This window comes from Streptacidiphilus sp. MAP12-33 (genome assembly GCF_041261265.1).
GTDB lineage: Bacteria > Actinomycetota > Actinomycetes > Streptomycetales > Streptomycetaceae > Streptacidiphilus.
Genome location: NZ_JBGCCA010000034.1, coordinates 70378 through 97377, shown reverse-complemented (window position 1 = coordinate 97377; position 27000 = coordinate 70378). Strand labels below are relative to the sequence as shown.

Annotated in this window: 20 protein-coding genes and 1 pseudogene; 16 read left to right on the top strand and 5 right to left on the bottom strand. The window is 72.9% G+C overall.

The features are described from left to right. Positions 1 to 45 precede the first annotated feature (45 nt). Positions 46 to 2775 carry an alpha/beta fold hydrolase gene (locus ABH931_RS29415; protein WP_370119731.1) on the top strand — a complete coding sequence of 910 codons (2730 nt, stop codon included), beginning with the start codon at positions 46 to 48 and terminating at the stop codon, positions 2773 to 2775. Then, positions 2772 to 3647: an ABC transporter permease gene (locus ABH931_RS29410; protein WP_370119728.1), complete on the top strand. Its 876-nt coding sequence runs from the start codon at positions 2772 to 2774 to the stop codon at positions 3645 to 3647. Before ABH931_RS29415 ends, ABH931_RS29410 begins: the two co-directional genes overlap by 4 nt. A gap of 21 nt (positions 3648 to 3668) precedes the next feature. Here the strand turns inward: ABH931_RS29410 and ABH931_RS29405 are convergent, their stop codons facing one another. After that, complete coding sequence (locus ABH931_RS29405; protein WP_370119725.1) at positions 3669 to 4265, bottom strand: helix-turn-helix domain-containing protein; 597 nt, start codon at positions 4263 to 4265, stop codon at positions 3669 to 3671. An 80-nt stretch (positions 4266 to 4345) separates the two neighbouring features. Between ABH931_RS29405 and ABH931_RS29400 the strand changes: the two genes are divergently transcribed. After that, positions 4346 to 5920 (top strand): methyltransferase domain-containing protein, encoded by a 1575-nt coding sequence (locus ABH931_RS29400; RefSeq protein ID WP_370119723.1) that lies wholly within the window; start codon positions 4346 to 4348, stop codon positions 5918 to 5920. 119 nt (positions 5921 to 6039) lie between these two features. On the opposite strand, the gene ABH931_RS29395 is transcribed toward ABH931_RS29400, so the two are convergent. Both ABH931_RS29395 and ABH931_RS29390 read right to left on the bottom strand, forming a co-directional pair. Beyond that, a complete protein-coding gene (locus tag ABH931_RS29395; protein ID WP_370119720.1) occupies positions 6040 to 6699 on the bottom strand; it encodes a response regulator in 660 nt (219 codons plus the stop codon). Further along, the gene (locus tag ABH931_RS29390; protein ID WP_370119717.1) at positions 6696 to 7949 is read right to left on the bottom strand and encodes a sensor histidine kinase; all 1254 of its coding nucleotides are present in this window, start codon (positions 7947 to 7949) and stop codon (positions 6696 to 6698) included. The genes ABH931_RS29395 and ABH931_RS29390 overlap by 4 nt, the downstream gene beginning before the upstream one ends. Positions 7950 to 8082: 133 nt before the next feature. On the opposite strand from ABH931_RS29390, the gene ABH931_RS29385 reads away from it, so the two are divergent. The 13 genes and pseudogenes from ABH931_RS29385 to ABH931_RS29325 all read left to right on the top strand — a co-directional run bounded on the left by ABH931_RS29385 (position 8083) and on the right by ABH931_RS29325 (position 25093). Then, a complete protein-coding gene (locus tag ABH931_RS29385; protein WP_370119715.1) occupies positions 8083 to 8994 on the top strand; it encodes an ABC transporter ATP-binding protein in 912 nt (303 codons plus the stop codon). Then, positions 8991 to 9860 carry an ABC transporter permease gene (locus ABH931_RS29380; RefSeq protein ID WP_370119712.1) on the top strand — a complete coding sequence of 290 codons (870 nt, stop codon included), beginning with the start codon at positions 8991 to 8993 and terminating at the stop codon, positions 9858 to 9860. The genes ABH931_RS29385 and ABH931_RS29380 overlap by 4 nt, the downstream gene beginning before the upstream one ends. 58 nt (positions 9861 to 9918) lie before the next feature. Continuing rightward, on the top strand, positions 9919 to 10965 hold the full coding sequence (locus ABH931_RS29375; RefSeq protein WP_370119709.1) for a S66 peptidase family protein: 1047 nt from the start codon (positions 9919 to 9921) through the stop codon (positions 10963 to 10965). Between the two features lie 67 nt (positions 10966 to 11032). Then, on the top strand, positions 11033 to 11797 hold the full coding sequence (locus ABH931_RS29370; RefSeq protein ID WP_370119706.1) for a cyclopropane-fatty-acyl-phospholipid synthase family protein: 765 nt from the start codon (positions 11033 to 11035) through the stop codon (positions 11795 to 11797). Between the two features lie 160 nt (positions 11798 to 11957). Beyond that, complete coding sequence (locus ABH931_RS29365; protein ID WP_370119801.1) at positions 11958 to 12317, top strand: VOC family protein; 360 nt, start codon at positions 11958 to 11960, stop codon at positions 12315 to 12317. 186 nt (positions 12318 to 12503) lie between these two features. Beyond that, positions 12504 to 13436: pseudogene (locus ABH931_RS29360) on the top strand (discoidin domain-containing protein); the annotation flags it as partial. 45 nt (positions 13437 to 13481) lie between these two features. Continuing rightward, positions 13482 to 14249, top strand: a complete 768-nt coding sequence (locus tag ABH931_RS29355; RefSeq protein WP_370119799.1) for a glycoside hydrolase family 64 protein — start codon at positions 13482 to 13484, stop codon at positions 14247 to 14249. A 25-nt stretch (positions 14250 to 14274) separates the two neighbouring features. Beyond that, positions 14275 to 17730, top strand: a complete 3456-nt coding sequence (locus ABH931_RS29350; protein WP_370119704.1) for a discoidin domain-containing protein — start codon at positions 14275 to 14277, stop codon at positions 17728 to 17730. A gap of 154 nt (positions 17731 to 17884) precedes the next feature. Then, complete coding sequence (locus ABH931_RS29345; protein WP_370119701.1) at positions 17885 to 18394, top strand: hypothetical protein; 510 nt, start codon at positions 17885 to 17887, stop codon at positions 18392 to 18394. Beyond that, positions 18394 to 19794 (top strand): hypothetical protein, encoded by a 1401-nt coding sequence (locus ABH931_RS29340; protein WP_370119699.1) that lies wholly within the window; start codon positions 18394 to 18396, stop codon positions 19792 to 19794. Before ABH931_RS29345 ends, ABH931_RS29340 begins: the two co-directional genes overlap by 1 nt. Next, the gene (locus tag ABH931_RS29335) at positions 19791 to 21152 is read left to right on the top strand and encodes a VWA domain-containing protein (RefSeq protein WP_370119696.1); all 1362 of its coding nucleotides are present in this window, start codon (positions 19791 to 19793) and stop codon (positions 21150 to 21152) included. Before ABH931_RS29340 ends, ABH931_RS29335 begins: the two co-directional genes overlap by 4 nt. A 45-nt stretch (positions 21153 to 21197) precedes the next feature. After that, positions 21198 to 22304, top strand: coding sequence for an AAA family ATPase (locus ABH931_RS29330; protein WP_370119693.1), 1107 nt, complete (start codon positions 21198 to 21200; stop codon positions 22302 to 22304). Next, positions 22301 to 25093: a hypothetical protein gene (locus tag ABH931_RS29325; RefSeq protein WP_370119690.1), complete on the top strand. Its 2793-nt coding sequence runs from the start codon at positions 22301 to 22303 to the stop codon at positions 25091 to 25093. The genes ABH931_RS29330 and ABH931_RS29325 overlap by 4 nt, the downstream gene beginning before the upstream one ends. Positions 25094 to 25101: 8 nt before the next feature. On the opposite strand, the gene ABH931_RS29320 is transcribed toward ABH931_RS29325, so the two are convergent. Then, positions 25102 to 26196: a protein kinase family protein gene (locus ABH931_RS29320; RefSeq protein WP_370119687.1), complete on the bottom strand. Its 1095-nt coding sequence runs from the start codon at positions 26194 to 26196 to the stop codon at positions 25102 to 25104. Between the two features lie 40 nt (positions 26197 to 26236). Beyond that, positions 26237 to 26974: a VOC family protein gene (locus ABH931_RS29315; RefSeq protein ID WP_370119684.1), complete on the bottom strand. Its 738-nt coding sequence runs from the start codon at positions 26972 to 26974 to the stop codon at positions 26237 to 26239. Positions 26975 to 27000: the final 26 nt, after the last annotated feature.

Here is a 27000-nt window from a genome sequence, read left to right as displayed (position 1 = left end):
CCGAAAGACCGCTCCCCGAAAGACTGCTCCCGAAAGGATGTGCTCGTGCCGTTGCGACCCCGTCTGACGCGGCGGTGGACCGCCGCCGCCGTCGCCGCCCTGGTCGTGCTGGGCGGGGGGACCGCCGTCGCGGCGAGCGGGGGTGGCGGGGCCGTGGCGGTGACGGAGCAGGACCAGGTGTTCACCATGCCGGAGACGCCCGGGAGCTCGCAGAGCGTCAGGATCGACACCGCGTACTTCACCACCGGGGACGCCACGCCGCGGCCCGCCGTGCTGCTCGCGCACGGGTTCGGGGGCAGCAAGGACGACATGGCCGCCGAGGCGCGCTTCCTGGCGCAGCACGGGTACCGGGTCATGACCTGGTCCGCGCGCGGCTTCGGGAAGTCGACCGGCGCGATCGGGCTGGACGCGCCGGACCGGGAGGTCGCGGACGTGCAGCGGCTGATCGACTGGCTGGGACACCGCCCCGACGTGCTGCGGGACGGACCGGACGATCCGCGGGTCGGCATCGCCGGGGCCTCCTACGGTGGCGCGATCTCGCTGCTGACCGCCGGTCACGACCGCCGGGTGGACGCGATCGCGCCGCAGATCACCTGGTGGGACCTGAACGACGCGCTCTTCCCGGACGGGGTCTTCAAGAAACTCTGGGCCGGGGTCTTCTTCACCACCGGTGGCACCGGCAGCACGAACGGCGGGCACGGCGGCACGGGCGGCACCGACGCCACCGGTTGCCGGTTCACCACCGCGCTGTGCCAGGTCTACGAGCGCGCCGCGCTCTCGGGCACCTCGGACCCGGCCGCGACCGCGCTGCTCGCGCAGTCCAGCCCTGACTCGGTCGCCGGGTCGATCAAGGTGCCCACCCTGATCACCCAGGGTCAGAACGACTCGCTCTTCCCGCTCTCCCAGGCCGACGCGATGGCCCGCGCGATCCGCGCCAACGGCGCGCCGGTCGCCGTGGACTGGTCCTCCGGCGGGCACGACGGCGGGGACCAGGAGAGCGCCCGGGTCCAGGCCCGCACGCTGGCCTGGTTCGACAGGTACCTGAAGCACGACCAGGGCGTGGACACCGGCCCGGCGTTCCGGGTCACCCGGACCGGGGGCGTGTCGGTGTCGGCCGGACAGGTGGTGCAGATCGGCGCGAGCGCGGACCGCTACCCGACCGTCGACGGCACCGGACGCCGGACAGTCGCACTGGACGGGCCGCCGCAGGCGGTGGCCAACCCGGCGGGCGGCATGCCGCCCGCGATCTCCTCGGTGCCGGGGCTCGGCGCGCTCGGACAGCTCGGCGGCCTGCTCGGCGGGAACGTGTCACTGAGCCAGGACATGCCCGGCCAGTACGCCGCCTTCCAGTCGGCGCCCCTGGGCAGCCCGCTGCAACTGACCGGCTCACCCGGCGTGAAGGTCCAGGTGACGGTGGACGGCACGGCCCCGGCCGTGCTCTTCGCCAAGCTGTACGACGTCGCCCCGGACGGCACCACCACCCTCCCGCACCAGCTGGTGACGCCGCTGCGGGTCACCGCCTCCGGCCCGGTCGAGGTGCGGCTGCCCGCCGTGGACCACGACTTCGCCGCCGGTCACCGGCTGCGCCTCGTGCTGGCCAGCACCGACCTGGGCTTCTCCTCCCCCGCGCAGCCCGCCGTCTACCGGCTCTCGCTGGCGCCCGGCACGGCGCTGACCCTGCCCACGGACGCGGCGCTGACCGACGACCGGTCCTCGCTGCCGCTCTGGGTCTGGCTGGTCCCGCTGGTGGCCGCGGCCCTCGCGGTCGCCCTCGTGGTCACCGGCCGCGGGGCGCGGCGCCGTCGGGTGACGCGGGCGTTCGACCAGGAGCTCGCCACGCTGCCGCTCGTCGTCGAGGGGCTGTCCAAGCGCTACCAGGGCTCGACGGACCGCTACGCCGTCAAGGACCTGTCCTTCCGGGTCGAGCGCGGCCAGGTTCTGGGCCTGCTCGGTCCGAACGGCGCGGGCAAGACGACGACGATGCGCATGCTGATGGGCCTGATCCGGCCGGACGCGGGCAGCGTGCACCTGTTCGGGCACCCCGTCACCGCCGGGGCGCCGGTGCTGTCGCGGGTGGGCGCGTTCGTCGAGGGCGCGGGCTTCCTGCCGCACCTGAGCGGCCGGGCCAACCTGGACCTGTACTGGCGCGCCACCGGCCGCCCCGAGGCGGACGCGCACGTCGCGCAGGCGCTGGAGATCGCCGACCTGGGCGAGGCGCTGGAGCGCCCGGTGCGGACCTACTCGCAGGGCATGCGGCAGCGCCTCGCCATCGCCCAGGCCATGCTGGGCCTGCCGGAACTGCTGATCCTGGACGAGCCGACCAACGGCCTCGACCCGCAGCAGATCCGCGAGATGCGCGCGGTGATCACCCGCTACGCCGCCGGCGGCCGGACGGTGATCGTCTCCAGCCACCTGCTCTCCGAGGTCGAGCAGACCTGCACCCATCTGGTGGTGATGACGCAGGGCCGGCTGCTGGCGGCGGGCCCGGTCGCGGAGATCACCGGCAACGACGACGAACTGCTGGTCGGCACCGGCGAGATGAGCGCCGAGGCGATCGACTCGGCGGTCACGGAGCTGCGCAGGCTGGACGGCGTCGCCTCGGTGGCCCCCGCCACGGAGGAACCGGGGCTGCTGGTCCGACTCGACGCCGGGGGCGGCTTGCCCGTGGCCGGCCTGCTGGCCGAACTGCTGCGCCTGAACGTGCCGGTGGAGCGGGTCGGCCCGCACCGCCGCCTGGAGGACGCCTTCCTGACCCTGACCGGAGACCGCGCATGAGCAGCACCGAGACCGTCAACGTCCAGACGTCCGGCGCCGCACCGGGCTACCGCCCCTCCCGCACGCTGCCGTTGCGCGTCGAGGCGCGCCGACAGCTGTCGCGGCGCCGGACGTTCGTCGTCTTCGGCATCATGGTCGCGCTGCCGGTCATCGTCTGGGCCGCCTTCGCGGTCGGCGGGACTCCCTCCGGGCGGGACGGCAGCCCGTCGCTCATCGCGGCGGCCACCGCCTCCGGAGTCAACTTCGCCTTCGCGGTGCTCTTCATGGCCAGCGGCTTCCTGCTCAGCGTGCCGGTCGCGCTCTTCTTCGGGGACACCGTCGCCTCCGAGGCGAGCTGGTCCTCGCTGCGCTACCTGCTGGCCGCGCCGGTGCCGAGGGCGCGGCTGCTGGCGAGCAAGCTGACGGTCGCCCTGGGCTTCAGCGCCGTCGCGGTGCTGGTGCTGCCGCTGGTCGCCCTCGGCGTCGGCACCGCCGCCTACGGATGGGGCGAGCTGCACCTCTCGCTGGCCGGCTCGCTGCCCGCCGGCACGGCGGCGGGACGGCTGGCGCTGGTCGCGGTCTACCTCCTGGTCTGCCAGCTCTCGATCGCGGGCTTCGCGCTGTGGATGTCGACGCTGACCGACGCGCCGCTGGGCGCCGTCGGCGGCGCGGTCGGCCTGGCGATCCTCTCCGGCATCCTCGACAACATCACCGCGCTCGGCTCGCTGCGCGACTTCCTGCCCACCCACGGCATGTACGCGTGGGTGGACGTGCTCCAGCCGAACCCCGACTGGACCGGCGTGGTCGAGGGCCTGTCGATGGCGGTCGCACTCGCGCTGGTCTTCGGCGCGCTGGCGTTCCGGCACTTCCGCGCCAAGGACGTCGTGTCCTGAGCCCGCCCCCATGACGGGTGCTCAGGTGGCGGCCCGGCGCGGCTGCGCGCGGACGTGCATGCGCTCGCCCTGCGGGCCGAACAGGCTCAGCACCTCGACCGGCGCCGTGCCGGTGCTGCCGAACCAGTGCGGCAGACGGGTGTCGAACTCGGCGGCCTCACCGGCCTTCATCACCAGGTCGTGGTCGGCCAGGACCAGCCGCAGCTCTCCCGCGAGCACGTAGAGCCACTCGTAGCCCTCGTGCGTGCGCAGGTCGGGCTCACACCGCTCGGGCGGAATGATCATCTTGAAGGCCTGGACGCCGCCGGGGTTGTGCGTCAGCGCCATGATCGTCGCGCCGTGCCGGTGGACCGGCTTCAGCCGCACCCGTGGATCGCCGACCTCCGGCGCACCGACCAGCTCGTCCAACGGCACCTGGTGGGCGCGGGCGAGCGGCAGCAGGAGCTCCAGGGTGGGCCGGCGCTCGCCGGACTCCAGCCGGGACAGGGTGCTCACCGAGATCCCGGTCGTCTCGGCGAGCCCGGCCAGGGTCGTGCCGCGCTTCTTCCGCAGCTCCCGCAGCCTCGGGCCCACCAGGGCCAGCACCTGTGCGTCGTCGTCGCTCTCCGGATTTGCCATATCGGCAACGTTACTTTGCCGATCGCGAGGGTCGGGAGCACCGTGGCGGGGACAGGTCGGAACGGCGAGAGGAGTCCCCGGTGAACGAGGCGTACGACGTGGTCGTGGTGGGTGGTGGCGCGGCCGGACTGAGCGGCGCGGTCGCACTGAGCCGAGCGCGACGCTCGGTCCTGGTCGTCGACGCGGGCGAACCGCGCAACGCGCCCTCCGGGCACGTCCACGACTACCTGGGCCGCGAGGGCGCCACCCCCACCGAGCTGCTCACGGACGGCCACGCCGAGCTGGCCGACTACGGCGGCGAGCTCGTCGCCGGGCGGGTCACCGACGCCGCCAAGGACGGCGAGGGCTTCGTCGTCACGGTGGCCACGCCCGGGGACACCGTCGCCGTGCGGGCGCGCAGGCTGCTGGTCACCACCGGCCTGGTCGACGAACTCCCCGACGTTCCGGGGCTCGCGGAGCGCTTCGGCACCGACGTGCTGCACTGCCCGTACTGCCACGGCTGGGAGGTGCGCGGCCGTGCCGTCGGCATCCTCGCCACCGGCCCGGCGGCCTGGCACCAGGCCGAACTGTGGCGGCAGTGGACCGAGTGCGTCGTCGTGCTCCGGCACCGGGCCGAGAGCCCCGACGCGCGGCAGGCCGAGCGCCTGGCCGCGCGGGGGATCCACGTGGTGGACGGCCCGGTCGTGGCCGTGGAGTCGGCCGAGGACCGTCTCACCGGCGTCCGTCTCGCCTCGGGTGAGCTGGTCGCGCTCGACGCGCTGGTCGTCGGGACCCGGATGACCGCGCGGGCGGAGCTGCTGGAGTGCCTCGGGCTGTCGACCGTGCCGGTCGAGTTCGCCGGCCAGGTCGTCGGCAGCCGCGTCCCGTCGGACCCGACGGGGGCGACGGACGTGCCGGGCGTCTGGGTCGCGGGCAACGTCGCCGATCCCGCCGCCCAGGTGGTCGTCGCCGCCGCGGCGGGCCTGCGCGCGGGCGCGACGATCAACGCCGACCTCGTCGAGGCGGACACCCGCGACGCGGTCGAGGCCTACCGCGAGCAGACGCGGACCATGTTCGAGCAGGACGCCTGGGAGGACCGGTACCGCGCCCGCCCGACCCTGTGGAGCGGCAACCCCAACGCCCAGCTCGTCGCCGAGGCCGCGTCGCTCACCCCCGGCCGCGCGCTCGACGTGGGCAGCGGCGAGGGCGCCGACGCGATCTGGCTCGCCGCGCGGGGCTGGCAGGTCACCGGCACGGACATCTCCACCGTCGCCCTCGCCCGCGCCGCCGAGCACGCCCGCGCGGCCGGCGAGGAGACCGCGGGCCGCCTCACCTGGTCCCACACGGACCTCCGCGAGGCCCCGCCCGCACCGGGCTCGTTCGACCTGGTCACGGCCCAGTTCATGCACCTGCCGACGGACCCCCGCCGGGCGCTCTTCGCGGCGCTCGCCGACGCCGTCGCCCCGGGCGGCACCCTCCTGATCGTCGGCCACCACCCGCGCGACAAGCGCGACGGCGGCGGGCCGGGTGTCTTCCTCGACATGATGTACACCCCGGAACAGGTCGCCGCCGACCTCGACCCGGCCATGTGGCAGATCCACGCGGAGACCCGCGCCCGCACTCTGCCGAACGGCGAGACCCTGCACGACGCGGTAGTTGTGGCACAGCGGAAGTAGGCACTACCTCAGGGGCGCGAGGCTCTGCGCGACAAGCCACTGACATGCGGACGGTCCGGAACGCGCAGGGCCATTCGCACAGGGTGGTTTCTCGCGCGGAGCCTCGCGCCCCTACGGGGTCACTCGACCGAGACGAGGCCCGCCTCGTAGGCCAGGATGACCAACTGCACGCGGTCCCGCGCGCCCAGCTTCGCCAACAGCCGCGTCACGTACGTCTTCACCGTGGTCACGCTGAGGACCAGCGCCTCCGCGATCTCCGTGTTGGAGAACCCCCGCCCGATCAGCGTCAGCACCTCCTGCTCGCGGTCCGTCACCGCCAACCGGGCCGATGTCCGCGCCGCCCGAGGCCGGGCGAACGCGCCGATCAGACGCCGCGTCACGCTCGGCGCCAGCAGCGCGTCGCCGGAGGCGACGACGCGGACCGCGGTGAGGATGTCGTCCAGGGCCATGTCCTTGACCAGGAAGCCGGATGCGCCCGCACGCAGCGCGCCGTAGACGTACTCGTCGTCGTCGAAGGTGGTCAGCATCAGGACGCGGCAGGTCCCGTCCGCGTCGACGATGCGGCGGGTGGCCTCGATGCCGTCCATGCCGGGCATACGGATGTCCATCACGACGACGTCCGGGCGCAGGTCGCCCGCCACGCGGACGGCCTCCGCTCCCTCGCCGGCCTCAGCGACGACGGTGAGATCGGGCGCGTCGGTCACGACCATCTGCAGCGAGGCGCGGATCAACGGCTGGTCGTCGACGAGGACGATCCGCACGGGCGCGGCGGCGCTCACGCACCCACCTCAGCCAGCGGCAGGCGGGCGGTGACGCGGAAGCCGGTCCCGTGCGGGCCCGCGTGGAACTCACCGCCGAGGAGGTCCACGCGCTCGCGCATGCCGAGCAGACCGTAGCCGGGCGTGGCGCCCTCCCCTCGCGCGCCCGGCCGGGCACCGCCGGGATCCGCGACCTCCACCAGCAGCGAGCCCTCCCCCCTGCCGACCGAGACCCGGCAGGACCTCGCCCCCGCGTGCCGGACGACGTTGGTCAGCGACTCCTGCACGATCCGGTACGCGGCCAGCTCCACCTCCGGTGCCAGCGGCGGCCGTTCACCCGTCATGTCCAGCTCCAGCGCGACCCGGACCCCCGCCGCCGTCGTCGCGGCCGCCAGCCCGGGCAGGTCGTCGAGGCCGGGCGCGGGATGCAGGGGGGCGGCACCGCTCCCGGACGCGGAGCCGTCGACCGCGCGGAGCACGACGAGCATCCGGCGCAGGCCCGCGAGCGTCTCCCGGCTGGCGTCCTCGACCGCGCCGAGCGCCTCCCTGGCCCGCTCGGGCTGGGTGGCGATGACGCGGCGGGCCGCGCCGGACTGAAGAGCGACGATGCCGAGCGTGTGGGCGACCATGTCGTGCAGCTCGCGGGCGATCCGCAGCCGCTCGTTCACGACCGCGTGCTCCGTGGCGTGCACGGCCTGCTCGGCCTGGCGCTCGCGCGACTGGCGGGCCGAGCGGCCGAGCAGCACCGCGACGGCGACGGTCAGCAACGCCGACAGCTCGTCGGGGGTACCGATGGCCCAGCCCTTCGCCAGCCGCGCCGCGCAGTACCCGATCACGACGCAGACCGCCATGGCGGTCGCGATCCGCGTGCGCAGCACCGGCCGCGTCGCCGCCACGAACCAGAGCGCGACGTCGCAGGCCAGCAGGTTCGGCACCTGGATCGCCGAGGAGTTGTGCACCATCGCGGAGCACACCGCGCCGGTCAGCAGCAGCGCCATCGCGGTCAGCGGGCGGCGGCGCAGCAGCGCGCTGCCGCCGAGTGAGAAACCCGCCGCGACCAGCAGCGTCGTCAGATTTCCCGGCGGCAGGCTCAGTCCGGGGTGGAAGTCCTGCGGCGACTCCCCCGGCAGGGGGACCAGGACGAGGAGCACCGAGACCATCCCCGCCGCCCACGCCAGCGCCGCCCACACGCCGACCGGCACCCGCCGCAGCAGCGGTTGCGACGTGGCGGGCTCGGCGGGGAGCGGGGCGGAGGCAGACGGAGCGCTCATGCGGTGATCGTACGTGGACCGCCCTCACCGGACATCGGCCCGCGGGCGTACGACCAGGGGTGACACCGACGGTCTCCAGATGTCCGCCCTGGGCCGACGACGCGGCACCGTCCGCACGGGCACGGTGGTTCGTGTGATCGAAGTCAACCACCTCACCAAGCGCTACGGCTCGACGACCGCCGTGGACGAGCTGACCTTCACCGTGCGGCCCGGCTGCGTCACCGGGTTCCTCGGCCCCAACGGCGCGGGCAAGAGCACCACGCTCCGCATGATCATCGGGCTGAACGACCCGACCGGCGGCTCCGTCAGCGTCCAGGGACGGCCGTTCCGGCAACGGCCGCGCGGCCTGCGGCACGTGGGCGCCCTGCTCGACGCCGGCGACGTCCACGGCGGCCGGAGCGCCGCCGCCCATCTGGGCATGCTGGCCCGCACCAACGCGATCCCGCTGCGCCGGGTCGGCGAGGTACTGGCCGAGGTCGGCCTGACCGACGCCGCGCGCCGCCGGATCGGCGGTTTCTCGCTCGGTATGAAGCAGCGCCTCGGCATCGCGGCGGCCCTGCTCGGCGACCCTCCGGTGCTGCTCTTCGACGAGCCGTTGAACGGCCTGGACCCGGAGGGCGTCCGATGGGTGCGCGACCTGTTCCGGCGGCTGGCCGCCGAGGGCCGGACGGTCTTCGTCTCCAGCCACCTGATGAGCGAGATGGAGCACACCGCCGACCGTCTCGTCGTCATCGGCCGTGGCCGGCTGATCGCCGACGAGCCGCTGGCCGCCTTCGCCGCACGCGGCCAGGGCTCCGGCGTCCGGGTCCGCACGCCCGACGCGTCGGCGCTGGCCGGGACGCTCCAGGCGGGGGGCGCGGACGTGACCCGCGACGGCGCGGGAGTCCTGCTGGTCACCGGCATGGACAGCGAGCGGGTCGGCGACCTCGCCTTCGAGCACGGCCTGCGGCTGCACGAACTCGTGGTCACCACTGCCTCGCTGGAGCGCGCCTTCATGGAACTGACCGCTGACAGCGTCGAGTACGCCACAGGAGAAACCCGATGACCGCCCTCAGCACGGCCCCCGCCGCCACGACCGCGCCGCGCGCCGAACCCGACGAGCCGAGCGCCCGGTTCCGCGACCTGCTCGCGGGCGAGTGGTTCAAGCTCTGGTCGATGCGCTCGATGCGCTGGGGCTACGCGCTCGGCGCGATCGGCATCGTCTGGCTCAACGCCAACTCCGCGCTCGCCGACGTGCAGGACTGGGACCACTTCTCGGCGGCCCAGCGGGCGGGCTTCGTCCCCGGCAGCGCGTTCGCGGACACGTTCACCAACAACGCCGGGATCACCGTGCTGCTCGTGGCCGGCGTGCTCGGGGCGATGTCGCTGGTCAGCGAGTACTCCTCGGGCCTGATCCGGGTCAGCTTCGCCGCCGTGCCGTCCCGGCGCGCGCTGCTGGGCGCGAAGATCGCGGTACTGACCGCGGTGATGCTGGCCTTCGGCCTGGTGCTCACCTTCACGTCCTTCGGCCTGTCCGAGGCCATCCTGTCGAGCAAGCACGCCGGCATCTCGCTCTCCCAACCGGGCATCCGGTCCGGCCTGACCGCGGCGATCCTGCTCCCCGTCGTGAGCGGCCTGGTCGGCCTGGGCCTGGCCGCGGTGATCCGGCACAGCGCCGCGACCGTCGTCGCGGTGGTCTCCCTCCTGCTGCTCATCCCGGACTTCCTGACCGACCAGCACTACTGGTCGGCCTGCCTCGACCACGCCATGCCGTTCCGGGCGTTCCAGTTCCTCCACGACCTGACGCCGTACCGGGTCAACCCCTACATGAAGTACCCGGTGCACCCGCGGGGCGAGTGGTGGGTCTTCCTGCTGTGGCCACTCGTCTCGGTGGTCGTCGCCCTCGTCCTGGTGGAGAAGCGCGACGTGTGAAGCCGGATCGGCGCAAGTCCGGCGACGCCGCACCCGGCGTCCTCGTACCATCCTGCGTATGCGATCCGACGTGCAGCGAAGCCCCAAGCTCTCCCCCGGCGACTCCGTCGCCGTCGTCTCACCCTCAGCCGGGCTGCCGGCGCTGTTCCCGGCCCCGTTCGAGCTGGGCCTGCGCCGGCTGGCGGAGGAGTTCGGGCTGGTTCCGGTCTGCTACCCGACGACGCGGCGGATGGGCGCGACCCCGCAGGAGCGCGCGGCCGACCTGCACGCGGCCTTCGCCGACCCGCGGATCAAGGCGGTGGTGGCCAGTATCGGCGGCGACGACCAGATCCGGGTGCTGCCGTACCTGGACCGGGACCTGCTGCGGGCCAACCCCAAGCCGTTCTTCGGCTACAGCGACAACACCAACCTGCTGGTGCTGCTGTGGAACCTCGGCGTCCCAGCCTACCACGGCGGGTCGGTGATGACGCAGTACGGCCGCCCCGTCGCGATGCACGCGCTCACCCTCGACACGCTGCGGGCGGCGCTCTTCGAGAGCGGACCGCGCGTGCTCACCGAGCCCGACCGGGTCGACTGCGTCGTCGGGAACTGGGCCGACGCCGGGACCTTCACCCGCGAGCCGGAGACCGAACCCGCCGAGCCGTGGCACTGGCACCACGCCGACCGCCGCGTCGAGGGCCGCACCTGGGGCGGGAACCTGGAGATCCTCTCCTGGCTGCTGATGGCTGACCGCGAGATCCTGCCGCCGGACGCCTACGAGGGCTGCGTCCTGCTGCTGGAGACCTCGGAGGAGATGCCGAGCGCGACGGAGGTCCACCGGATCCTGCGCTGCATGGGCGAGCGCGGCCTGCTGCGGCGCTTCCCCGCACTGCTCGTGGCCCGGGCCAAGGCGTGGAACTTCGACCGCCCGCTCGGCCCGGCGGAGCGCGCCGCGTACCGCAAGGACCAGCGCGAGGCCGTCCTGCGGGCGCTGGCCGAGTACGCGCCGGACACGATGGCGGTCTTCGACGTCGACTTCGGACACACCGATCCGCAGCTGGTCCTCCCCTACGGCGGGCTGCTGACCGTCGACGGCCCGGCCCGGCGGATCACGGCCCACTACTGAGACGCGGTGCCCGCGCAGAGCGGAAAACCAGGTGCCGGACGTCGGCGCGCGTGGCACCCTGCGTCCGGTGAACCGTGACCAGCTCTCCCTGATCGCCCATACCGACCACCCCGTCGCGGCGCCGCTCGACGACGACACGGTCGGCTCGCTGATCGACCACGCCGTCGCCCACGCGGCGGCCCGCGAGGACGGCGGCCGCGTCCTGGATCTCGGCTGCGGCAGCGGCGAGTGGCTGCTGCGGGCGCTCATCCGGCACCCCCGGCTCCGCGCCGTGGGCGTGGACCTCTCCGCCCGCGCCCTCGCCGAGGCCCGCGAGCGCGCCGAGCGCCTCGGCGTCGCCGACCGGCTGACCCTGGTCCAGCAGGACGCCGGGGCCTTCGCCGACCCGAACGGCGGTGACGGCTTCGACGCGGTCCTCTGCGTCGGCGCCGCTCACGCCTTCGACGGCCTGCCGGGTACCCTCGCCGCCACCTCCGCGCACCTCGCCCCCGGCGGCCGCCTCCTCGTCGGCGACGGCTACTTCGAGCGCGAGCCCACCGCAGAGGCCAGGGAGATGCTGGGCGACTCGGGCGACCTCCCCACCGTGCTGGCCCAGGTCACCGCCGCCGGCCTGGTTCCGGTCCAGGGCCACCTCTCCACCCGCCGCGAGCTCGACGCCTACGAGTGGTCCTGGACCGGCTCCCTGGCCGCTTGGGCCCTGGACCACCCGCAGGACCCCTCCAGCGCCCAGGCGTTGGAGCTCTCGGCGACCCACCGCGAGGAGTGGCTGCGCGTCTACCGCGACACCTGGGGCTTCGTCACCCTGGTCCTGCGCCGCCTGCCGCAGGCGTAGCGCCGACACGCGACGCGGCGGCCCGGCGACGCGGCGCGGCAGCGCGCCAGCGCGGCGATATCCGCTGGCTCCGGACGGCAAGGCCGCCTAGGGTCGGCGGGAGGGTCCCGAACAGGTGGCGAGTCGGGCAGGAGCGAGGAGCGACACCGTGCCCCCGATCATGCGTCCGGCGGCCTTCACCCTCGACTGCCCCGACCCGGCGGCCCTCGCCGCGTTCTACGCGGAGGCGACCGGGCTCGCCCTCCACCCGGGCTCCGACGCGGAGTTCGCCGGGCTGATCGGTGAGCACGGCCTGTTCCTCGGGTTCCAGCGTGCTGCGGACCACCGTCCGCCGACCTGGCCCGACCCGACCGTCCCGCAGCAGGCGCACCTCTGCTTCGAGGTCGCCGACCTCGACACCGCGGAAGCCGCCCTGCTGCGGCTCGGCGCCACCCGGCCCGAGGCCCAGCCGAACCCGGACCACTGGCGCGTCCTGCTGGACCCGGCGGGCCATCCGTTCTGCCTCTGCGCGAAGAGCTGACGGACCGACAACTCCGGCTGCCGCCACCGCCTCGGAGAACGTTCCCGCTCTTGACATGACCTATGCGCCTCCGCACACTGCTCGTGCGAGAGAGCGCTCTCTCAGGCTGGCCGCCGGGAAGCCTCCCCCTCACTCTCGCTGCGCGTCCCACCCACCTGCACGCACGCGCGCCTGAGGAGTCGCCGTATGCCCGGAGCACAGTCACTGACACGCGGAAGGGCGTCCCTGCGCGCCCTTCTGGCGGTGGCCGCCCTGCTGGCCAGCCTGCTGCTGGCCCTCGCACAGTCCCCGCCCGCCCACGCCGCCGCGACCCTGCTCTCGCAGGGCAGGCCCGCCACCGCCTCGTCCACCGAGAACGCCGGCACGCCCGCCTCGGCGGCCGTCGACGGCAACACCGGGACCCGCTGGTCCAGCCAGTTCAGCGACCCCCAGTGGCTCCAGGTCGACCTCGGCGCGAGCGCGACCATCAGCCAGGTCGTCCTCCAGTGGGAGACCGCCTACGCCACCGCCTACCAGATCCAGACCTCGCCCGACGGCAGCAACTGGACCACGATCTACTCCACCACGACCGGCACCGGCGGGACCGAAACCCTCAACGTCACCGGCACCGGCCGCTACGTCCGCATGTACGGCACCGCCCGGGCCACCCAGTACGGCTACTCCCTCTGGGAGTTCCAGGTCTACGGAACGGCGGGCGCCACCAGCGGCTGCGGCACCACGAACGCGGCGCTGAACGCGCCCGCCACCGCCTCGTCGACCGAGAACGCCGGCACGCCCGCCTCGGCGGCCGTCGACGGCAACACCGGGACCCGCTGGTCCAGCCAGTTCAGCGACCCCCAGTGGCTCCAGGTCGACCTCGGCAGCAGCCAGACCATCTGCCAGGTCGTGCTCCAGTGGGAGACCGCCGCCGGGAAGGCGTACCAGATCCAGGTCTCGGACGACGCCACCAACTGGACCACGATCTACTCCACCACCACGGGTGCCGGCGGCACCGAGACCCTGAACGTCAGCGGCACCGGCCGCTACGTCCGCATGTACGGCACCGCGCGAACCACCCAGTACGGCTACTCCCTCTGGGAGTTCCAGGTGTTCACCGCGAACTCCGGCACCACAGACCCGTTCTGGGGTGACACCAGCAGCATTCCGCCCGCGCAGAACGTGCTCATGGTCAAGGTGCTCAACCGCACCAACGGCGCCTACCCGGACAGCCAGGTGTACTGGAGCTTCAACGGGCAGACCCACTCCATCGCGGACCAGCCCTACCTCGACATGCCCGCCAACTCCTCCGGCCGGATGTACTTCTACCTCGGCTCACCCACCAGCAAGTACTTCGACTTCATCGAGTTCACCGTCGGAGCCGGCGTCTTCAACGGCAACACCACCCGCGTCGACGCCTGGGGCCTGCCCATCGCCATGCGGCTGCACGCGAGCGACGGCTACGACGTCCAGGTGGGCGACACGCAGCAGGTGTTCGACGAGAGCCGTGCGCAGGTGTTCACGGACTTCCAGAACGCGGTGCCACAGGAGTTCAAGGTGCTGGCACAGACCCAGGCGCCCTACCGGATCATCGCGCCCGGCTCCGACCCGAGCTTCCAGACGGGCGGCGTGAACGCGAACTACTTCACCGCGTACGCGAACTCGGCCGGCGTCAACGAGACCACCTCGAACATCTTCGGCTGCGCGGGCACCCTGGCGAGCAACGCCGCCGAGTGCGCGGCGCTCAACCGCCACGTGGCGACGCTGCCGCAGGCCCAGTGGTCCGACCCGAGCCAGTACTACCTGGCGGCCCCGGCCAACTACTACGCCAAGTTCTGGCACGACCACGCCATCAACGGCCTGGCGTACGGCTTCCCGTACGACGACTACGCGGGCCAGTCCTCGTACATCTCGCACGCGAACCCGCAGTGGCTCGAAGTCGCCGTCGGCTACTGAGCGCCTCCACGAGCGAAAGGACGTCATGAACGCACAACGCTCGCCGGGGTTCGCTCCTGCACCCCGACGGACCGTCAGATCACTGTGGACGGCGACGCTCGCCGTCCTGGCCCTGCTCACCGCGCTCGTCGTCTCCGGTGCGCCCGCCGCGCACGCCGCGGGGACGCTGCTGTCGCAGGGCAGGACCGCCAGCGCCTCCTCCACCGAGAGTGCCGCCTTCCCCGCCTCGGCGGCCGTCGACGGCGACACCACCACCCGCTGGTCCAGCGCGGCCAGTGACCCGCAGTGGCTCCAGGTCGACCTCGGCGCGAGCGCGAGCATCAGCCAGGTGGTCCTCCAGTGGGAGACCGCCTACGCCACGGCCTTCCAGATCCAGACCTCGCCCGACGGCAGCAACTGGACCTCGATCTACTCCACCACGACCGGCACCGGCGGCACCCAGACCCTCGACGTCACCGGCACCGGCCGCTACGTCCGGATGTACGGCACCGCCCGGGCCACCCAGTACGGCTACTCCCTCTGGGAGTTCCAGGTCTACGGCACCACCGGTGCCGGCGGCGGTGCGTCCTGCGGGACGACGAACGCCGCGCTCGACCAGCCCGCGACCGCCTCGTCCACCGAGAACGCGGGCACGCCCGCCTCGGCGGCCGTCGACGGCAACACCGGAACACGCTGGTCCAGCGCGTTCAGCGACCCGCAGTGGCTCCAGGTGGACCTCGGCAGCAGCCTTCCCGTCTGCCAGGTCGCCCTGGACTGGGAGACCGCGTACGCCACGGCGTTCCAGATCCAGACCTCGACCGACGGAACGAACTGGACCTCGATCTACTCCACCACCACCGGGACCGGAGGCAACCAGACGCTCAACCTCACCGGCACCGGCCGCTACGTCCGGATGTACGGCACCGCCCGCGCCACCGGCTACGGCTACTCGCTGTGGGAGTTCCAGGTGTTCACCGGTGGCAGCGGCAGCTCGGGCGGCGGTGGCGGCGGCGGTGGGACCGGCAACTGCGGCACCACCAACGCGGCCCTCGGCCACCCGGCGACGGCCTCCTCGATCCAGGACAGCAACCCGGCGTACGACCCCTTCTACGCCACCGACGGCAGCACGCTGACCCGTTGGTCGAGCGCCTCCTCGGACCCGCAGTGGATCGACGTCGACCTCGGCGGCAGCCTGCCGATCTGCCAGGTGGTGCTCCAGTGGGAGAACGCCTACGCCTCCGGGTTCCAGATCCAGACCTCGACCGACAACACCAACTGGACGACGATCTACTCCACCACCACCGGGACCGGCGGCACCCAGACCCTCGACGTCACCGGCACCGGTCGCTACGTCCGGATGTACGGCACGGCGCGCGGGACGGGCTACGGCTACTCGCTGTGGGAGTTCTCCGTCTACACGGTCGGGAACCAGACCGTCACCATCCCACCGCCCACGCCTCAGCCAGCACCGGGCAGCTGCCCCTGGATCAACGAGCCGAACGTGGCCGTCTCGACCCGCGTCGCCCAGCTGATGGGCGCCATGACGCAGGACCAGAAGGACGCCATGCTCTACGGCGACGGCTCGAACGTCTACATCGGGCAGATCGCCGGCCAGCCCTCGCTCTGCATTCCGAGCGTCAACCTGGAGGACGGGCCCAGCGGAGTCGGCGACGGCCTCGGCGGGGTCACCCAGTTCCCCGACGGCGAGGTCTCGGCGGCGACCTTCGACACCGACTACGAGCACAGCTTCGGTGTCGCGGTGGGCCAGGAGTTCGCGGGCAAGGGGGTGAACGTCTCCCTCGGCCCGACGATCAACATGGTGCGCGACCCGCGCTGGGGCCGCGCCTACGAGACCTTCGGCGAGGACCCCTACCTGACCGGCGAGATCGTCAGCGCCGACGTCCAGGGCATGCAGAGCCAGGGCGTGATGGCCGAGGTGAAGCACGCGGCCGCGTACAACATCGAGCAGCCGAACGCGCCCGGCAACGAGATCATCGACCCGCGCACCCTGCAGGAGATCTACCTGCCGGGCTTCCAGACCGCCATCGAGAAGGGCGGCGCGGCGGCGCTGATGTGCGGGTACAGCATGGTCAACGGCAACTACTCGTGCCAGAACCCGGCCATCGAGAACGTCCCGATGTACCAGCAGGCCGGGTTCCAGGGCTTCATCACCTCGGACTGGGGCGGCATCCACTCCACCGTGCCGTCGGCGAACGCCGGTGAGACGGTCGAGATGCCCTTCGGCGGGTTCTTCGCCTCCTCGCTGGAGCAGGCGGTCGCCGCAGGGCAGGTCACCCAGGCGACCTTCGACACGATGGTGTCCCGGGTGCTGACGCAGATGTTCCGGTTCGGCATGTTCGACAAGGCGCCCAGCGGCTCCACCACCGCGATCGTCGCCACGCCGGCCCACCGGGCGGTGGCGCTGCGCGGCGACGAGGAGGGCACGGTGCTGCTGAAGAACAACGGCGTCCTGCCGCTCGACCCGAACGGGTCGGAGTCCATCGCGGTCATCGGCACGGACGCCTCGTCCGGGGCGATCACCGGCGGCGCCGGCAGCGGCAGCGCCACCAGCACCGGCACCTACGACCCGCTGTACAGCCTCCAGCAGCGCACCGCGGGGACCAACGTCCAGGTCGCCTACAACGACGGCTCGGACCAGGCCTCGGCGGTGGCCCTGGCGCAGTCCTCCAAGGTGGCGATCGTCTTCGCGGCCGACAACTACGGACACGAGGAGTCCGACAACACCACGCTCAACCTGCCGAACAACCAGGACGCGCTGATCTCGGCCGTCGCCGCGGCCAACCCGAACACGATCGTGGTCCTCAACGACAACTCGGCGATCATGATGCCGTGGCTGAACCAGGTCGCGGGCGTGTTCGAGGGTTTCTACCAGGGCCAGGAGTTCGGCCAGGCGATCGCGGCGCTGCTCTTCGGCGACGTGAACCCCTCGGGGCACCTGCCGATCACCTTCCCGACCTCGCTCACGCAGGTCCCGGCGAACACGGCCGCGCAGTGGCCGGGCGTCAACGGGACGGTGCAGTACTCCGAGGGGCTGGACATCGGGTACCGGTGGTACGACGCGAACAACGTCACGCCGCTGTTCCCGTTCGGCTTCGGGCTGTCGTACACCAGCTTCTCGTTCGGCAACCTTCAGGTGGGAGCGGTGAACAACGGTCAGGCGACGGTGACGGCCACCGTCACCAACACCGGCAGCCGCGCGGGGACGGAGGTGGCACAGCTCTACGTCGCCGATCCGGCGTCCGCGGGTGAACCCCCGCACCAGCTCAAGGGGTTCCAGCGGGTCACCCTCAACCCGGGCGCCTCCACGACGGTCACCTTCACGGTCACTGCTCACGACCTGGCCTCGTGGGACACGACCAGCAACCACTGGATCGCGGGCGCGGGCACCTACCAGATCCTGGTCGGCGACTCGTCCCGCAACCTGCCGCTCTCGGGCGGGCTGACGCTCGGCTCGGCGATCACCGCGGACGCGATGGACTAGCGAACAGCGAGGGTCCAGCACAGAAAGCGCCCGCGTGCCGGCCTCCCCCTCGGGGAGGCCGGCACGCGGCGTTGTCAGTCCTCCCGGATAGGTTGATCGTGTTCCGCCGGGTCCGGCAGGAGCATCTCCCTTTTCGCCTCGAGGAGGCTTTGCCTTGCCCGTTTGGGAGGAGTCGAGCCTGGTGCGCGTGGTGCAGCCCGCACGGCCGCGCAAGCTCGCGAAGGTCCCGTTCGTCGAGCTCGCCGACGGCCGGCTGCAAGGAGTGGTGTCGAGCGGCTCGGACATCTCACGCGTCTACGTGTCGTCCGTGGCCGCCGGGGACTTCGCGTACGCCTGCCGCACCAACAACAACCGCCCCTGCGGCGGGATCCGGGGCGGGTTCTGCAACCACATCGGCGCCCTGATCGGTGAGGCCGTGCTCCAGTACGGCGGCGAGCGGGTGGCCCGGTACCTGCGGACCGACGTCACCGACGTGTCCCCGGAGGCGCACCAGGTCTCGGCGGCGATGAGCGCGGCGCGGCCCCAGCAGGCCGCCGACGCGCCGGCCGTCACCGGGCAGGTCTTCTCCCGGTTCCTGCGTCACCTGAGCTATCTGGAGCTGCCGGTGACCACCGCGCCGCTGCCCGAGATGCACTGGTTCCCCTCAGCCGGGGCGGTGGCCTGATGCGCGCCGAACTGCTGACGGGTGCCCTGCCCGGGCTGGACGAGGCGCTCGCCGCCGTCGACGCGTTCGACCGGGTCCTGGCGGGCGGGCTGATACGGCCTCAGCCCGCCCAGGCCGCCGGCTTGAGCGCGCTGGTCGACGCCGTCTGCGGGTCCCCCGTCGACGCGCTGGTCGCCGAGGCGGCCGAGAAGGCGGCGGCCGGGATCGCGGACGAGCAGCACCTCACCGCCCTCGCCGCTGGGCGGACGGCGCTGCTGGGCGCCGTGCACGACGCCCTGGTGGCCCGGGTCGACGAGGCGACGGCCCGCTCGCGCGCGGTGGCGCCGCCGTTCGAGCCGGGTGCGCCGCTGCCGGTCAACCTGCTGGCCGCGGCACGGGCGTGGCTGTGCGATCTGGCGCGTGCGGGCTGGTCGGGCATGGACCACGAGCTCGTGGCGGGGGCGGCGCCGGTCGTGTCGGCGCTGCTCCCCGAGCCCGGGCTGCGGCGGCTCGCCGTGCTGCTGGACGGCTTCGCCGCCGAGCTGGCCGCGTCCTGCCCCGGCCGCACGCTGGAGCGGCCACCGCTGCGCCGCTGGGCCGACCTGTGGGCCAGGGGCATGCTGCTGACCCAGCCGGGTGCCCTCGGCGCCCAAGCGACGACCACCACCTCGGTGACGGGTCGGCTGCTGCCGCTCGGGGTGGACCTCCAGGAGCACGCGACGGCGGTCCAGGCCCAGGTGCACGGGGTGTTCGAGCCGGCGGACGGCGGTCCGGCGCGCCTGGTGCGCGCGTCCGTGTCCGCGCCGAAGCCGGACACCGTCGTCGGGGCCGGGGGCTGGCAGCTGCTGCGCCCGCACCTGTCGCTGCTGGCCGCCGCCGGTGAGGGCCGGGCCATGGAGCTCACGGAAATGCCCCTCACCGACGAGGGGGATCTGCTCTGGAGCGAGGGTCGGGCCGCCCCGGGTGCGCACGCGGACGCGTTCGCGACCGCGCGCGTCGCCCTGCCCGCGGTCTCCGGCCCGGCGACAGCCGCGTTGGACCGGCACCCGGCGCGGATCGCCGAACCGGTGCTCGTCGAGGGCTACACCGTCGAGCGCGAGGCGGACGAGGGGAGCGTGGCGTTCCTGATCGGCGGTCAGCGGCTCGCGGTGGACGTCGACCGCCTGCCGGCGGCCTCGCCGCTCACCGCGGAGGCGCTCTCCACGTCCTCGGCCTGCATCGCCCTGCTGCGCTGGGACGGGGGCTCGTTCCGGCTCCAGCCGCTCGCGGTCCAGGCCACGGTGCGCAAGAAGCCCGTCGCGGTGCACGCCGGCGCCTGGGCCGGTGGGACGACCGACAAGAACGGCGCCAAGGCCGAGAAGGCGGCCACCGACGCCGTCGAGGTGCTGCGGGAGCGCGCCGGAAAGCTGCTGCGCTCATGACCGACGACGCAGCCCTCACCCACGCCGCCCTCACCACCACGGCCACCGGCACGCCCGGTGCCCCGCTGCCGGACCCGGAGGCCAACCGCCGTCAGGTCCTGTACTGGCGGCTGCTGGCCCGGCTCTTCGACCACGACGAGCAGCCGGCGCTGGAGACGGCGTCGCTGGACGTCGTCGAGGCCCTCGGCCTGCCGTCCGCGCTGTTGGACCCGCAGGCGTCCGTCGACGCGGTCGTGCAACGCCATCCGCAGCTCGCCGAGGAGTTCGACTCGGTGATGGTCCCCGCCGAGGACACCGGACGCGACCGGGCCGCGGAGGTGCGGCGGGCGGCGCTGGTGTCCAAGGTGCTGCTGAACACCTTCGCCACCGGTCGCGGGGAGGTGACCGCAGGCCAGTTGGCCCGCTGGCAGTCCGACACCGCGTGGCTGGAGCGCGCGCTCGGCTGCCGGCCCGGGGAGCTGCGCACCAACCCGCTGGGCCCGGAGGTCGCCGACATCGAGGCCGACCTGGTCCGGCGGATGCGTCTGCGCGAGGTGCTGGCCGACAACGCCCTGGCCGCGCAGCTCACCCCGAGCATGTCGCTGATCGAGCAACTGCTGCGGGACAAGGACAACCTGGACGGCGTCGCCCTGGCCAACGCCAAGCGACTGATCCGCCGGTTCGTCGACGAGGTCGCCGAGGTGCTGCGCACCCAGGTGGCGCAGGCGAGCGTCGGCGAGCTGGACCGGTCGGTCCCGCCGAAGCGCACCTTCCGCAACCTCGACCTCAAGCGCACGGTCTGGAAGAACCTCCCGAACTGGGACCCGGAGGGCGAGCGGCTCTACGTCGACCAGCTCCACTACCGCCACACCGCGCGAAAGACGACACCGCAGGACCTGATCGTGGTCGTCGACCAGTCCGGTTCGATGGTCGACTCGATGGTCAACTGCACCATCCTTGCCTCGATCTTCGCGGGGCTGCCCCGGGTCCGGGTGCACCTGGTCGCCTACGACACCCGGGCGCTGGACCTGACCCCGTGGGTGCGCGACCCCTTCGAGACGCTGTTGCGCACCAAGCTCGGCGGCGGGACCGACGGCACGGTCGCGATGAACCTGGTCCAGCCGATGATCACCGATCCGCGCAACACCGTCGTGGTGTGGATCAGCGACTTCTACGAGTCGCGCTGCGAGCCGCTGTTCGCGAGCATGGCCGCGATCCACCGCTCCGGCGCGAAGTTCATCCCCGTGGGCTCGGTCACCAGCTCCGGCCGGGCCGCCGTCAACCCCTGGTTCAAGGACCGGTTCAAGGACCTGGGCACGCCGGTGATCTCCGGCCATATCCGCAAGCTCGTCCGCGAGCTCAAGACCTTCCTCGCCTAGCACCGCGCCCACCAGCGCCGCGCCTAGAAAGGCCACACCCCGAACATGTCCGACCTGCTGCGCGCCCCCGCCGAGACCAAGTACGCCGACGAGCTGGCCTGGCTGGAGTCCGTCGACACCGGCACCAAGCCGTTCACCTGGCGGCTGTCCCCGAAGATGATCCGCACCTTCGTGCTCGGCTCCCGGCCCGGGGACGGGCTGGACCGCACGGTGGAGCAGAAGTGGTTCGGTGACGCCTCGATCGTGGAGCGGGCGATCGTGACCCTCGCCTCCGACCGCGGGCTGCTGCTGATCGGCGACCCGGGCACCGGCAAGTCCTGGCTCGCGGAACTGCTGGCGGCTGCGGTCTGCCGCGACTCCACCCTCGTGGTCCAGGGCACCGCCGGCACCACCGAGGACCACATCAAGTACTCGTGGAACGTGTCGATGGTCATCGCCCAGGGCCAGTCGCGCGCGTCGATGATCCCGTCCCCGATCATGACCGCCATGGAGACCGGTGCGGTCGGCCGGTTCGAGGAGCTCACCCGGGCCACCAGCGACGTCCAGGACGCGCTGATCTCCATCCTCTCCGAGAAGTACATCTCCGTCCCGGAGTTGGACGAGGACGGCATCGTCTTCGCCAAGCCCGGCTTCTGCGTGATCGCCACCGCCAACAGCCGGGACCGGGGCGTCAACGACCTCTCCTCCGCGCTCAAGCGCCGGTTCAACTTCGTCCGCATCCCGGTGGTCACCAACCGCAGGAGCGAGGCGGAGATCGTGCGGTTCCGCACCGAGGAACTGCTGCGCCGCCACGAGATCGAGCTGGACGTCCCGCCGACCCTGCTGGACGTGCTGCTCCAGTCGTTCAGCGACCTGCGCGAGGCCGCAGCCGCGGCCGGGAGCGACGACGAGCGGCTGGAGTCGGCGCTGTCCAGCGCCGAGCAGATCGGCGTGCTGGAGGACGCGATCCTGCACAGCAACTTCTTCGGCCGCAAGGCGCTGGGCGCGGACGCGCTCGCCTCCTCGCTGGTGGGCTCCCTGGCGCGGCGGGACGAGGACACCTCGATCCTGAACAAGTACCTGCACGGTGTCGTCGCCCCGCGCGGCGAGAAGAGCGAGGAGTGGACGCAATTCCTCCACGGTGGCCAGAGCGCGCTGAAGGCCCTCGCGTGAGCCCGGCGCCCGACGGCGTGTTCGACGCCCTGCGCGCCCAGCTCCACGACGCCGCCACCACGCTCGCCGACGGCCCGGACGCCCTGGAGGGCATCCTCCTCGGGATGGTCGACGACGTGGACCGGGCGGCGCGCGAGCCGCTGGAGATCTTCCCCGTCTGCCACCACTCCCCCGCCTCCGCGGCCGCGATGGCCCGCCGCCTGCGGGAGAAGCAGCCCAAGGTGGTCTACCTGGAGCTGTGCGAGGACATGGCGCCGCTCCTGGCGGAGCTGCACAACTGCGCGCTCCCGGTGGCGGTGCAGGCCTTCGCGACCGAACTCGACGGCTTCCCGGCCGATTGGGCCCCGCTGTCGGTGGTGGCGCCGATCACGGAGGCCTCCGCCGAGTACCAGGCGATCGCCTACGCGGCGACGACGCCCGGCGTCGAACTCGTCCTGGTGGACCGCTCCAGCGACCACGTCTTCCAGTGGGAGCCGCGCCGGACGGAGCCGGGGCCCGCCGCCGCCGAGCCGGACGAGGAGGAGGGCGCCCTGCACGGCGACGCCGTCGGCGTGGAGATCGGCGACCTGCGCCCGCGCTTCGCGGAGCTGGAGGAGCACCTGCTGCGCAACGGGCGGGTGCGGCGCTGGTCCGAGTGGTGGCACCAGTACGTGGAGCTGCCGCTCGGCGACGCCGACCACGAGACCTACCGCCAGGTCATGTTCCTCATCGGCTCATTGTTCCGGCGTCTCGCGCCGGGCGACACGCGACGCGTGCGGGTCGACGAGGACCGCGAGCGTTACATGTGGACGCGGATGCGCGCCCACCTGGCGGCCACCGGCACCGCTCCGGGCGAGGCCGTGTACGTGTGCGGTGCCTTCCACGCCGCCAGCCGCGTCGCCGAGTTCGGCTTGGAGGGCGCGGACGGCTTCGAGATCGCTCCGCGTACGGCCACCAAGTGGCAGTACGGCCTGATCCCTTCGAGCCACACCGCGATCGAGGCGCAGTTCGGGCTCGCTCCCGGATCGGTGTCGATCGCCGCGACGCAGTGGACGAAGAACCTCAAGCGCACCCGCGTGGTGCCGTTCCGTCTGGCGGGGCAGGCCGGCGGCGGGAAGAACGCTCCCGCCCTCCCCGCCGCTCCCGCGCCGGTCGCCGGCGAGGCCGTGCGGGAGGACCGGCTCTCGGGATTCCTGCGGCGCCCTCCGGCGCTCGACCAGCTGGACCAGGCAGAACTGCTGGGGTGGTGCGTGGGCATCGTCCACGCCGCGCGCCGGGCCGGCTACCTGGCCTCCACCGCGGACGCGATCGCGGTCTTCGAGACCTCCGTGCTGCTCGCGGGGATGCGGGACCGGGCCAAGCCCACCCCGTACGACTTCCAGGACGCCGCGGTCACCTGCATCGAGAAGGACACCGTGCCCGGCCGCCGGGACGTGCGCCGTCTGGTGGAGATCATGATGGGCGGCGACAGGATCGGCCGGGTCGGCTACGACGCGCTGCCGCCCCTGGCCCGCGACGTCCACGACCGGCTCGCCCCGCTCGGCCTGAACCTCCAGCAGCGCGGTGTGAAGCGCGCCCTGCTCGACATCGCCTCCCGGCCCGAACTGGAGCGCTGCTCCGACCTGCTGTGGATGCTGCGCTACCTCATGCCCGTAGGGGCCGCCCGCCCGATCATGGGCGAGCGGCTGCTCGGGCAGCGCCCGATCCAGGAGTCCTGGGACGTCGCGCTGGGCACCCACCAGCGCTCCCTGATCGAGCTCGGCTACGAGGGCATCAGCATCGAGCAGGTCCTCGAACAGCGCCTGCGCCGCAAGGCCTACCACCCGCTGGCCACGACCGCGACGGTGCTCGAGGCCGTCGAGGACGCCGTCCTCCACCTGCGCTCCGCCCGGTTGGCGGACGAGCTCGGGTCGCGCGCCCTGAAGGTCCTGGCCACCGAGCGCAGCGTCGACAGCGCCCCGGAGGTCCTTCGGCGGGTGCGTCGCCTGCTCGCATTCTACCGCACCAGCGAGCCCCGCCTGCCCACGTGGATCGAATCGTTCGTGACGGCCGGGTACGCGCACTACTGCACCCTGCTGCCCCGCGCGTTCGCCGACGAGGACGCGACGGTTCGTCAGGTCGCGGCGATGCTGGGGTTCCTGTTCACCATGGAGTCCCTCGCCCTGTCGCTCGGGTGCGACCGGACGCAGCTGGAGCTCGCCGTCGACCAGTCCCACCCCGCGGAGCCGTCGAAGCTGGCGCTGCTGTGGGCCGCCCAGGTGCACCTCGGTCGGCTGCCCCGGGCCGAACTGCGCAGCCGATGTGACGAGCTGCTGGACAACCCGCTGCTGCTGCCCGCCTACCCGCAGTACCTCAGCGGCCTGGTCCAGGCGCTGGAGCCGGTCCCGGGGTTGACGGACCTCGTGGTGGAGGCTGTCTCCAACGCGTTCGGCCGCCTTCCCGACCCGGTGCTGCTCCCGTGGCTGCCGACGCTGATCACCGCCCTGCGCGACGGCGGCGCCGATCTCGCACCGTTGCTGATCCGCGAGGCGGGTCGGGTCTTCCCCGACCGGCTCGAAGCCCTGGACGCCTTCGTCCCGCCGTGGCGCGCACCCGCGCCTGCCCCGGGCCGGCACCCGGGCGAGCACAGACGGGGCACGGGAGGGGTCGCCCTGTTGGCCTCCCATCCGGCCGCTCTCGAAGCGGCGGCGCGGCTGCTGGGATGCGAGGGGACGTGGTCGGCCGGGCCGTCCGGTCCGGCCGGAGTCGGCGTTCTCGCCGATCACGCGACGACCGCCCGGGCCCTGGAGGCGCTGCTGGCCGGGCGGTGAGCCGGGGATCAGCGCGGGAGCGACGCGGCCTCGTCGGCGGCCCGGCGGAGTGCCTCCGCCGGGTAAGGAGTCTGCCGACTCCTTCGCTGGAAGCCGCGGTTGAACTCGGACATCACCGCGGCGACCGGCGCGAGCCGGGCGAGGAGGGCCGCGGCTCCCGCCGGAATTCCGGTCGGGAGCTCGCCGTCCGCGTACGCGCGGACGAGCGCGAGGCGGGCGTCGCGGTCCTCCCGCCGCAGCCCGCACAGGGCCGTGACCAGCCAGTTGACCAGGTAGGTCGCGGTGTAGCAGCGGTCGTAGCCCTGGTTGCGGTCGAAGAACTCGGCCTCGTGCGGCGTCAGTTCGAACCGGTCGGCGAGGGCGAGGCCGTAGTCGGCGAAGTAGAGGCGACGGCCGTCGGTCAGGATGTTCTCGAAGTGGGCGTCGAAATGGAGCAGCCCGCGGCTGTCCATGAACCTCACGCCCGCCTCCAGCTCCCGCTCCACCATCGCGCAGGCCCGGTCCACGGCCTCGTCCCCCGCCTCCACCTGGGCGGTCAGCCACTCGTGCAGGTTCTGCGGGAGGTACTCCAGGAACAGGGCGACGCTCGCGGAGGAGCGCTCGAGGGCCTCGATCCGGTCGCGTACCTGCGGCGATCCGTCCCAGTAGGCGACAGCTCGGTCGATGTCGGCCAGTTCGTCGGGCAGGGGCGCCGAGTCCGGCAGCACCCGCCAGTGGTGCATCAACGGGAAGCCTTCGAACTCCCCCGCCAGCACCCAGTTGGTCGTCATGCCGTGCACGGCGAGCTCCCGCCAGGCTCCGAAACCCGGCCCCCCGATCAGGCCGACGCCGTACTGGCAGGACAGCGGGACCCCGAAGAGGTTGGCCGTGGAGCGGACGTGCTCGGGGCGGCGCTCGAGGTCGGTGAGCGGCACCCGCTTGACGAAGACCGGCCGTCCCTCGACCTCCAGCAGGGCCGACTTCCCGCCGATGCCGGCGCCGACGGGGGCGGCGGCGTCCAGCAGCTCGGCCAGCGCGCGGTCGCTGTGGAGGGCCAGGGCCGTGGAGACGGCACCGTGGGCGGTCAGCCGGGCCTCGCGCGACAGGTCGGGGAACTCGGTCATGTCCGCACCCTACGGGTACGGACCGACGCCGTCCACGCTTTCAGCGGGGGGTGAGCAGGCAGAACTCGTTGCCCTCCGGGTCGGCCAGCACGGTCCACGAGATCGAGGCCTGGTCGATGTCCGGGTCGGTGGCCCCCAGGGCGCGCAGGCGGGCCGCCTCGGCGGCCGGGTCGTCGCCGGGGTACGGGCGGACGTCGAGGTGGACGCGGTTCCACACGGTCTTGGCGTCCGGGGTGCGGACGAAGTCGAGGTAGGGGCCGACGCCCTTGGCCGAACGCAGGGTCGCGTACTCGTCGGTCACCTCGTGCAGCGTCCAGTCCATCGCCTCGCCCCAGAACCGGGCCATCGCGTGCGGGTCGGCGCAGTCGACCACCACCGACGCGACCGGCCCGGTGTCCCGGTACATCTCGCGCGGTTCCAGGACGCAGAACTCGTTGCCCTCGGGGTCCGCCATGACCGTCCACGGGACGTCGCCCTGGCCCACGTCGGCGCGCGTCGCCCCGAGCGCCTCCAGTCGGGCGACCAGCTGCTCCTGGTGGGCGGTCGAGGTGGTGGCCAGGTCCAGGTGCACCCTGTTCTTGACCGTCTTGGGCTCGGGCCTGGCGACCAGGTCGATGCAGACGGCCACCGGGTCGGGGTAGGTGAAGCCCAGGGGTTCGAGGTTGGTCACGCCGGGCCCCTCGCTGTCGACCCCCCAGCCGAGTGCCTCGGCCCAGAACCGGCCGAGTGCGGAGTCGTCCCGGGCCTTCATGTTGATCTGCACGAGTCGCGTCGCCATACCGCCGATCCTAGGCCGGACCGGCC

Bases quoted from the DNA above. Each gene is read 5' to 3' on its own strand.
- ABH931_RS29350 (WP_370119704.1), top strand. From the start codon at position 14,275: ATGAACGCACAACGCTCGCCGGGGTTCGCTCCTGCACCCCGACGGACC.
- ABH931_RS29335 (WP_370119696.1), top strand. From the start codon at position 19,791: ATGACCGACGACGCAGCCCTCACCCACGCCGCCCTCACCACCACGGCC.
- ABH931_RS29390 (WP_370119717.1), bottom strand. From the start codon at position 7,949: ATGAGCGCTCCGTCTGCCTCCGCCCCGCTCCCCGCCGAGCCCGCCACG.
- ABH931_RS29320 (WP_370119687.1), bottom strand. From the start codon at position 26,196: ATGACCGAGTTCCCCGACCTGTCGCGCGAGGCCCGGCTGACCGCCCAC.
- ABH931_RS29355 (WP_370119799.1), top strand. From the start codon at position 13,482: ATGGTCAAGGTGCTCAACCGCACCAACGGCGCCTACCCGGACAGCCAG.
- ABH931_RS29380 (WP_370119712.1), top strand. From the start codon at position 8,991: ATGACCGCCCTCAGCACGGCCCCCGCCGCCACGACCGCGCCGCGCGCC.
- ABH931_RS29330 (WP_370119693.1), top strand. From the start codon at position 21,198: ATGTCCGACCTGCTGCGCGCCCCCGCCGAGACCAAGTACGCCGACGAG.
- ABH931_RS29405 (WP_370119725.1), bottom strand. From the start codon at position 4,265: ATGGCAAATCCGGAGAGCGACGACGACGCACAGGTGCTGGCCCTGGTG.
- ABH931_RS29375 (WP_370119709.1), top strand. From the start codon at position 9,919: ATGCGATCCGACGTGCAGCGAAGCCCCAAGCTCTCCCCCGGCGACTCC.
- ABH931_RS29315 (WP_370119684.1), bottom strand. From the start codon at position 26,974: ATGGCGACGCGACTCGTGCAGATCAACATGAAGGCCCGGGACGACTCC.
- ABH931_RS29410 (WP_370119728.1), top strand. From the start codon at position 2,772: ATGAGCAGCACCGAGACCGTCAACGTCCAGACGTCCGGCGCCGCACCG.
- ABH931_RS29365 (WP_370119801.1), top strand. From the start codon at position 11,958: ATGCGTCCGGCGGCCTTCACCCTCGACTGCCCCGACCCGGCGGCCCTC.
- ABH931_RS29340 (WP_370119699.1), top strand. From the start codon at position 18,394: ATGCGCGCCGAACTGCTGACGGGTGCCCTGCCCGGGCTGGACGAGGCG.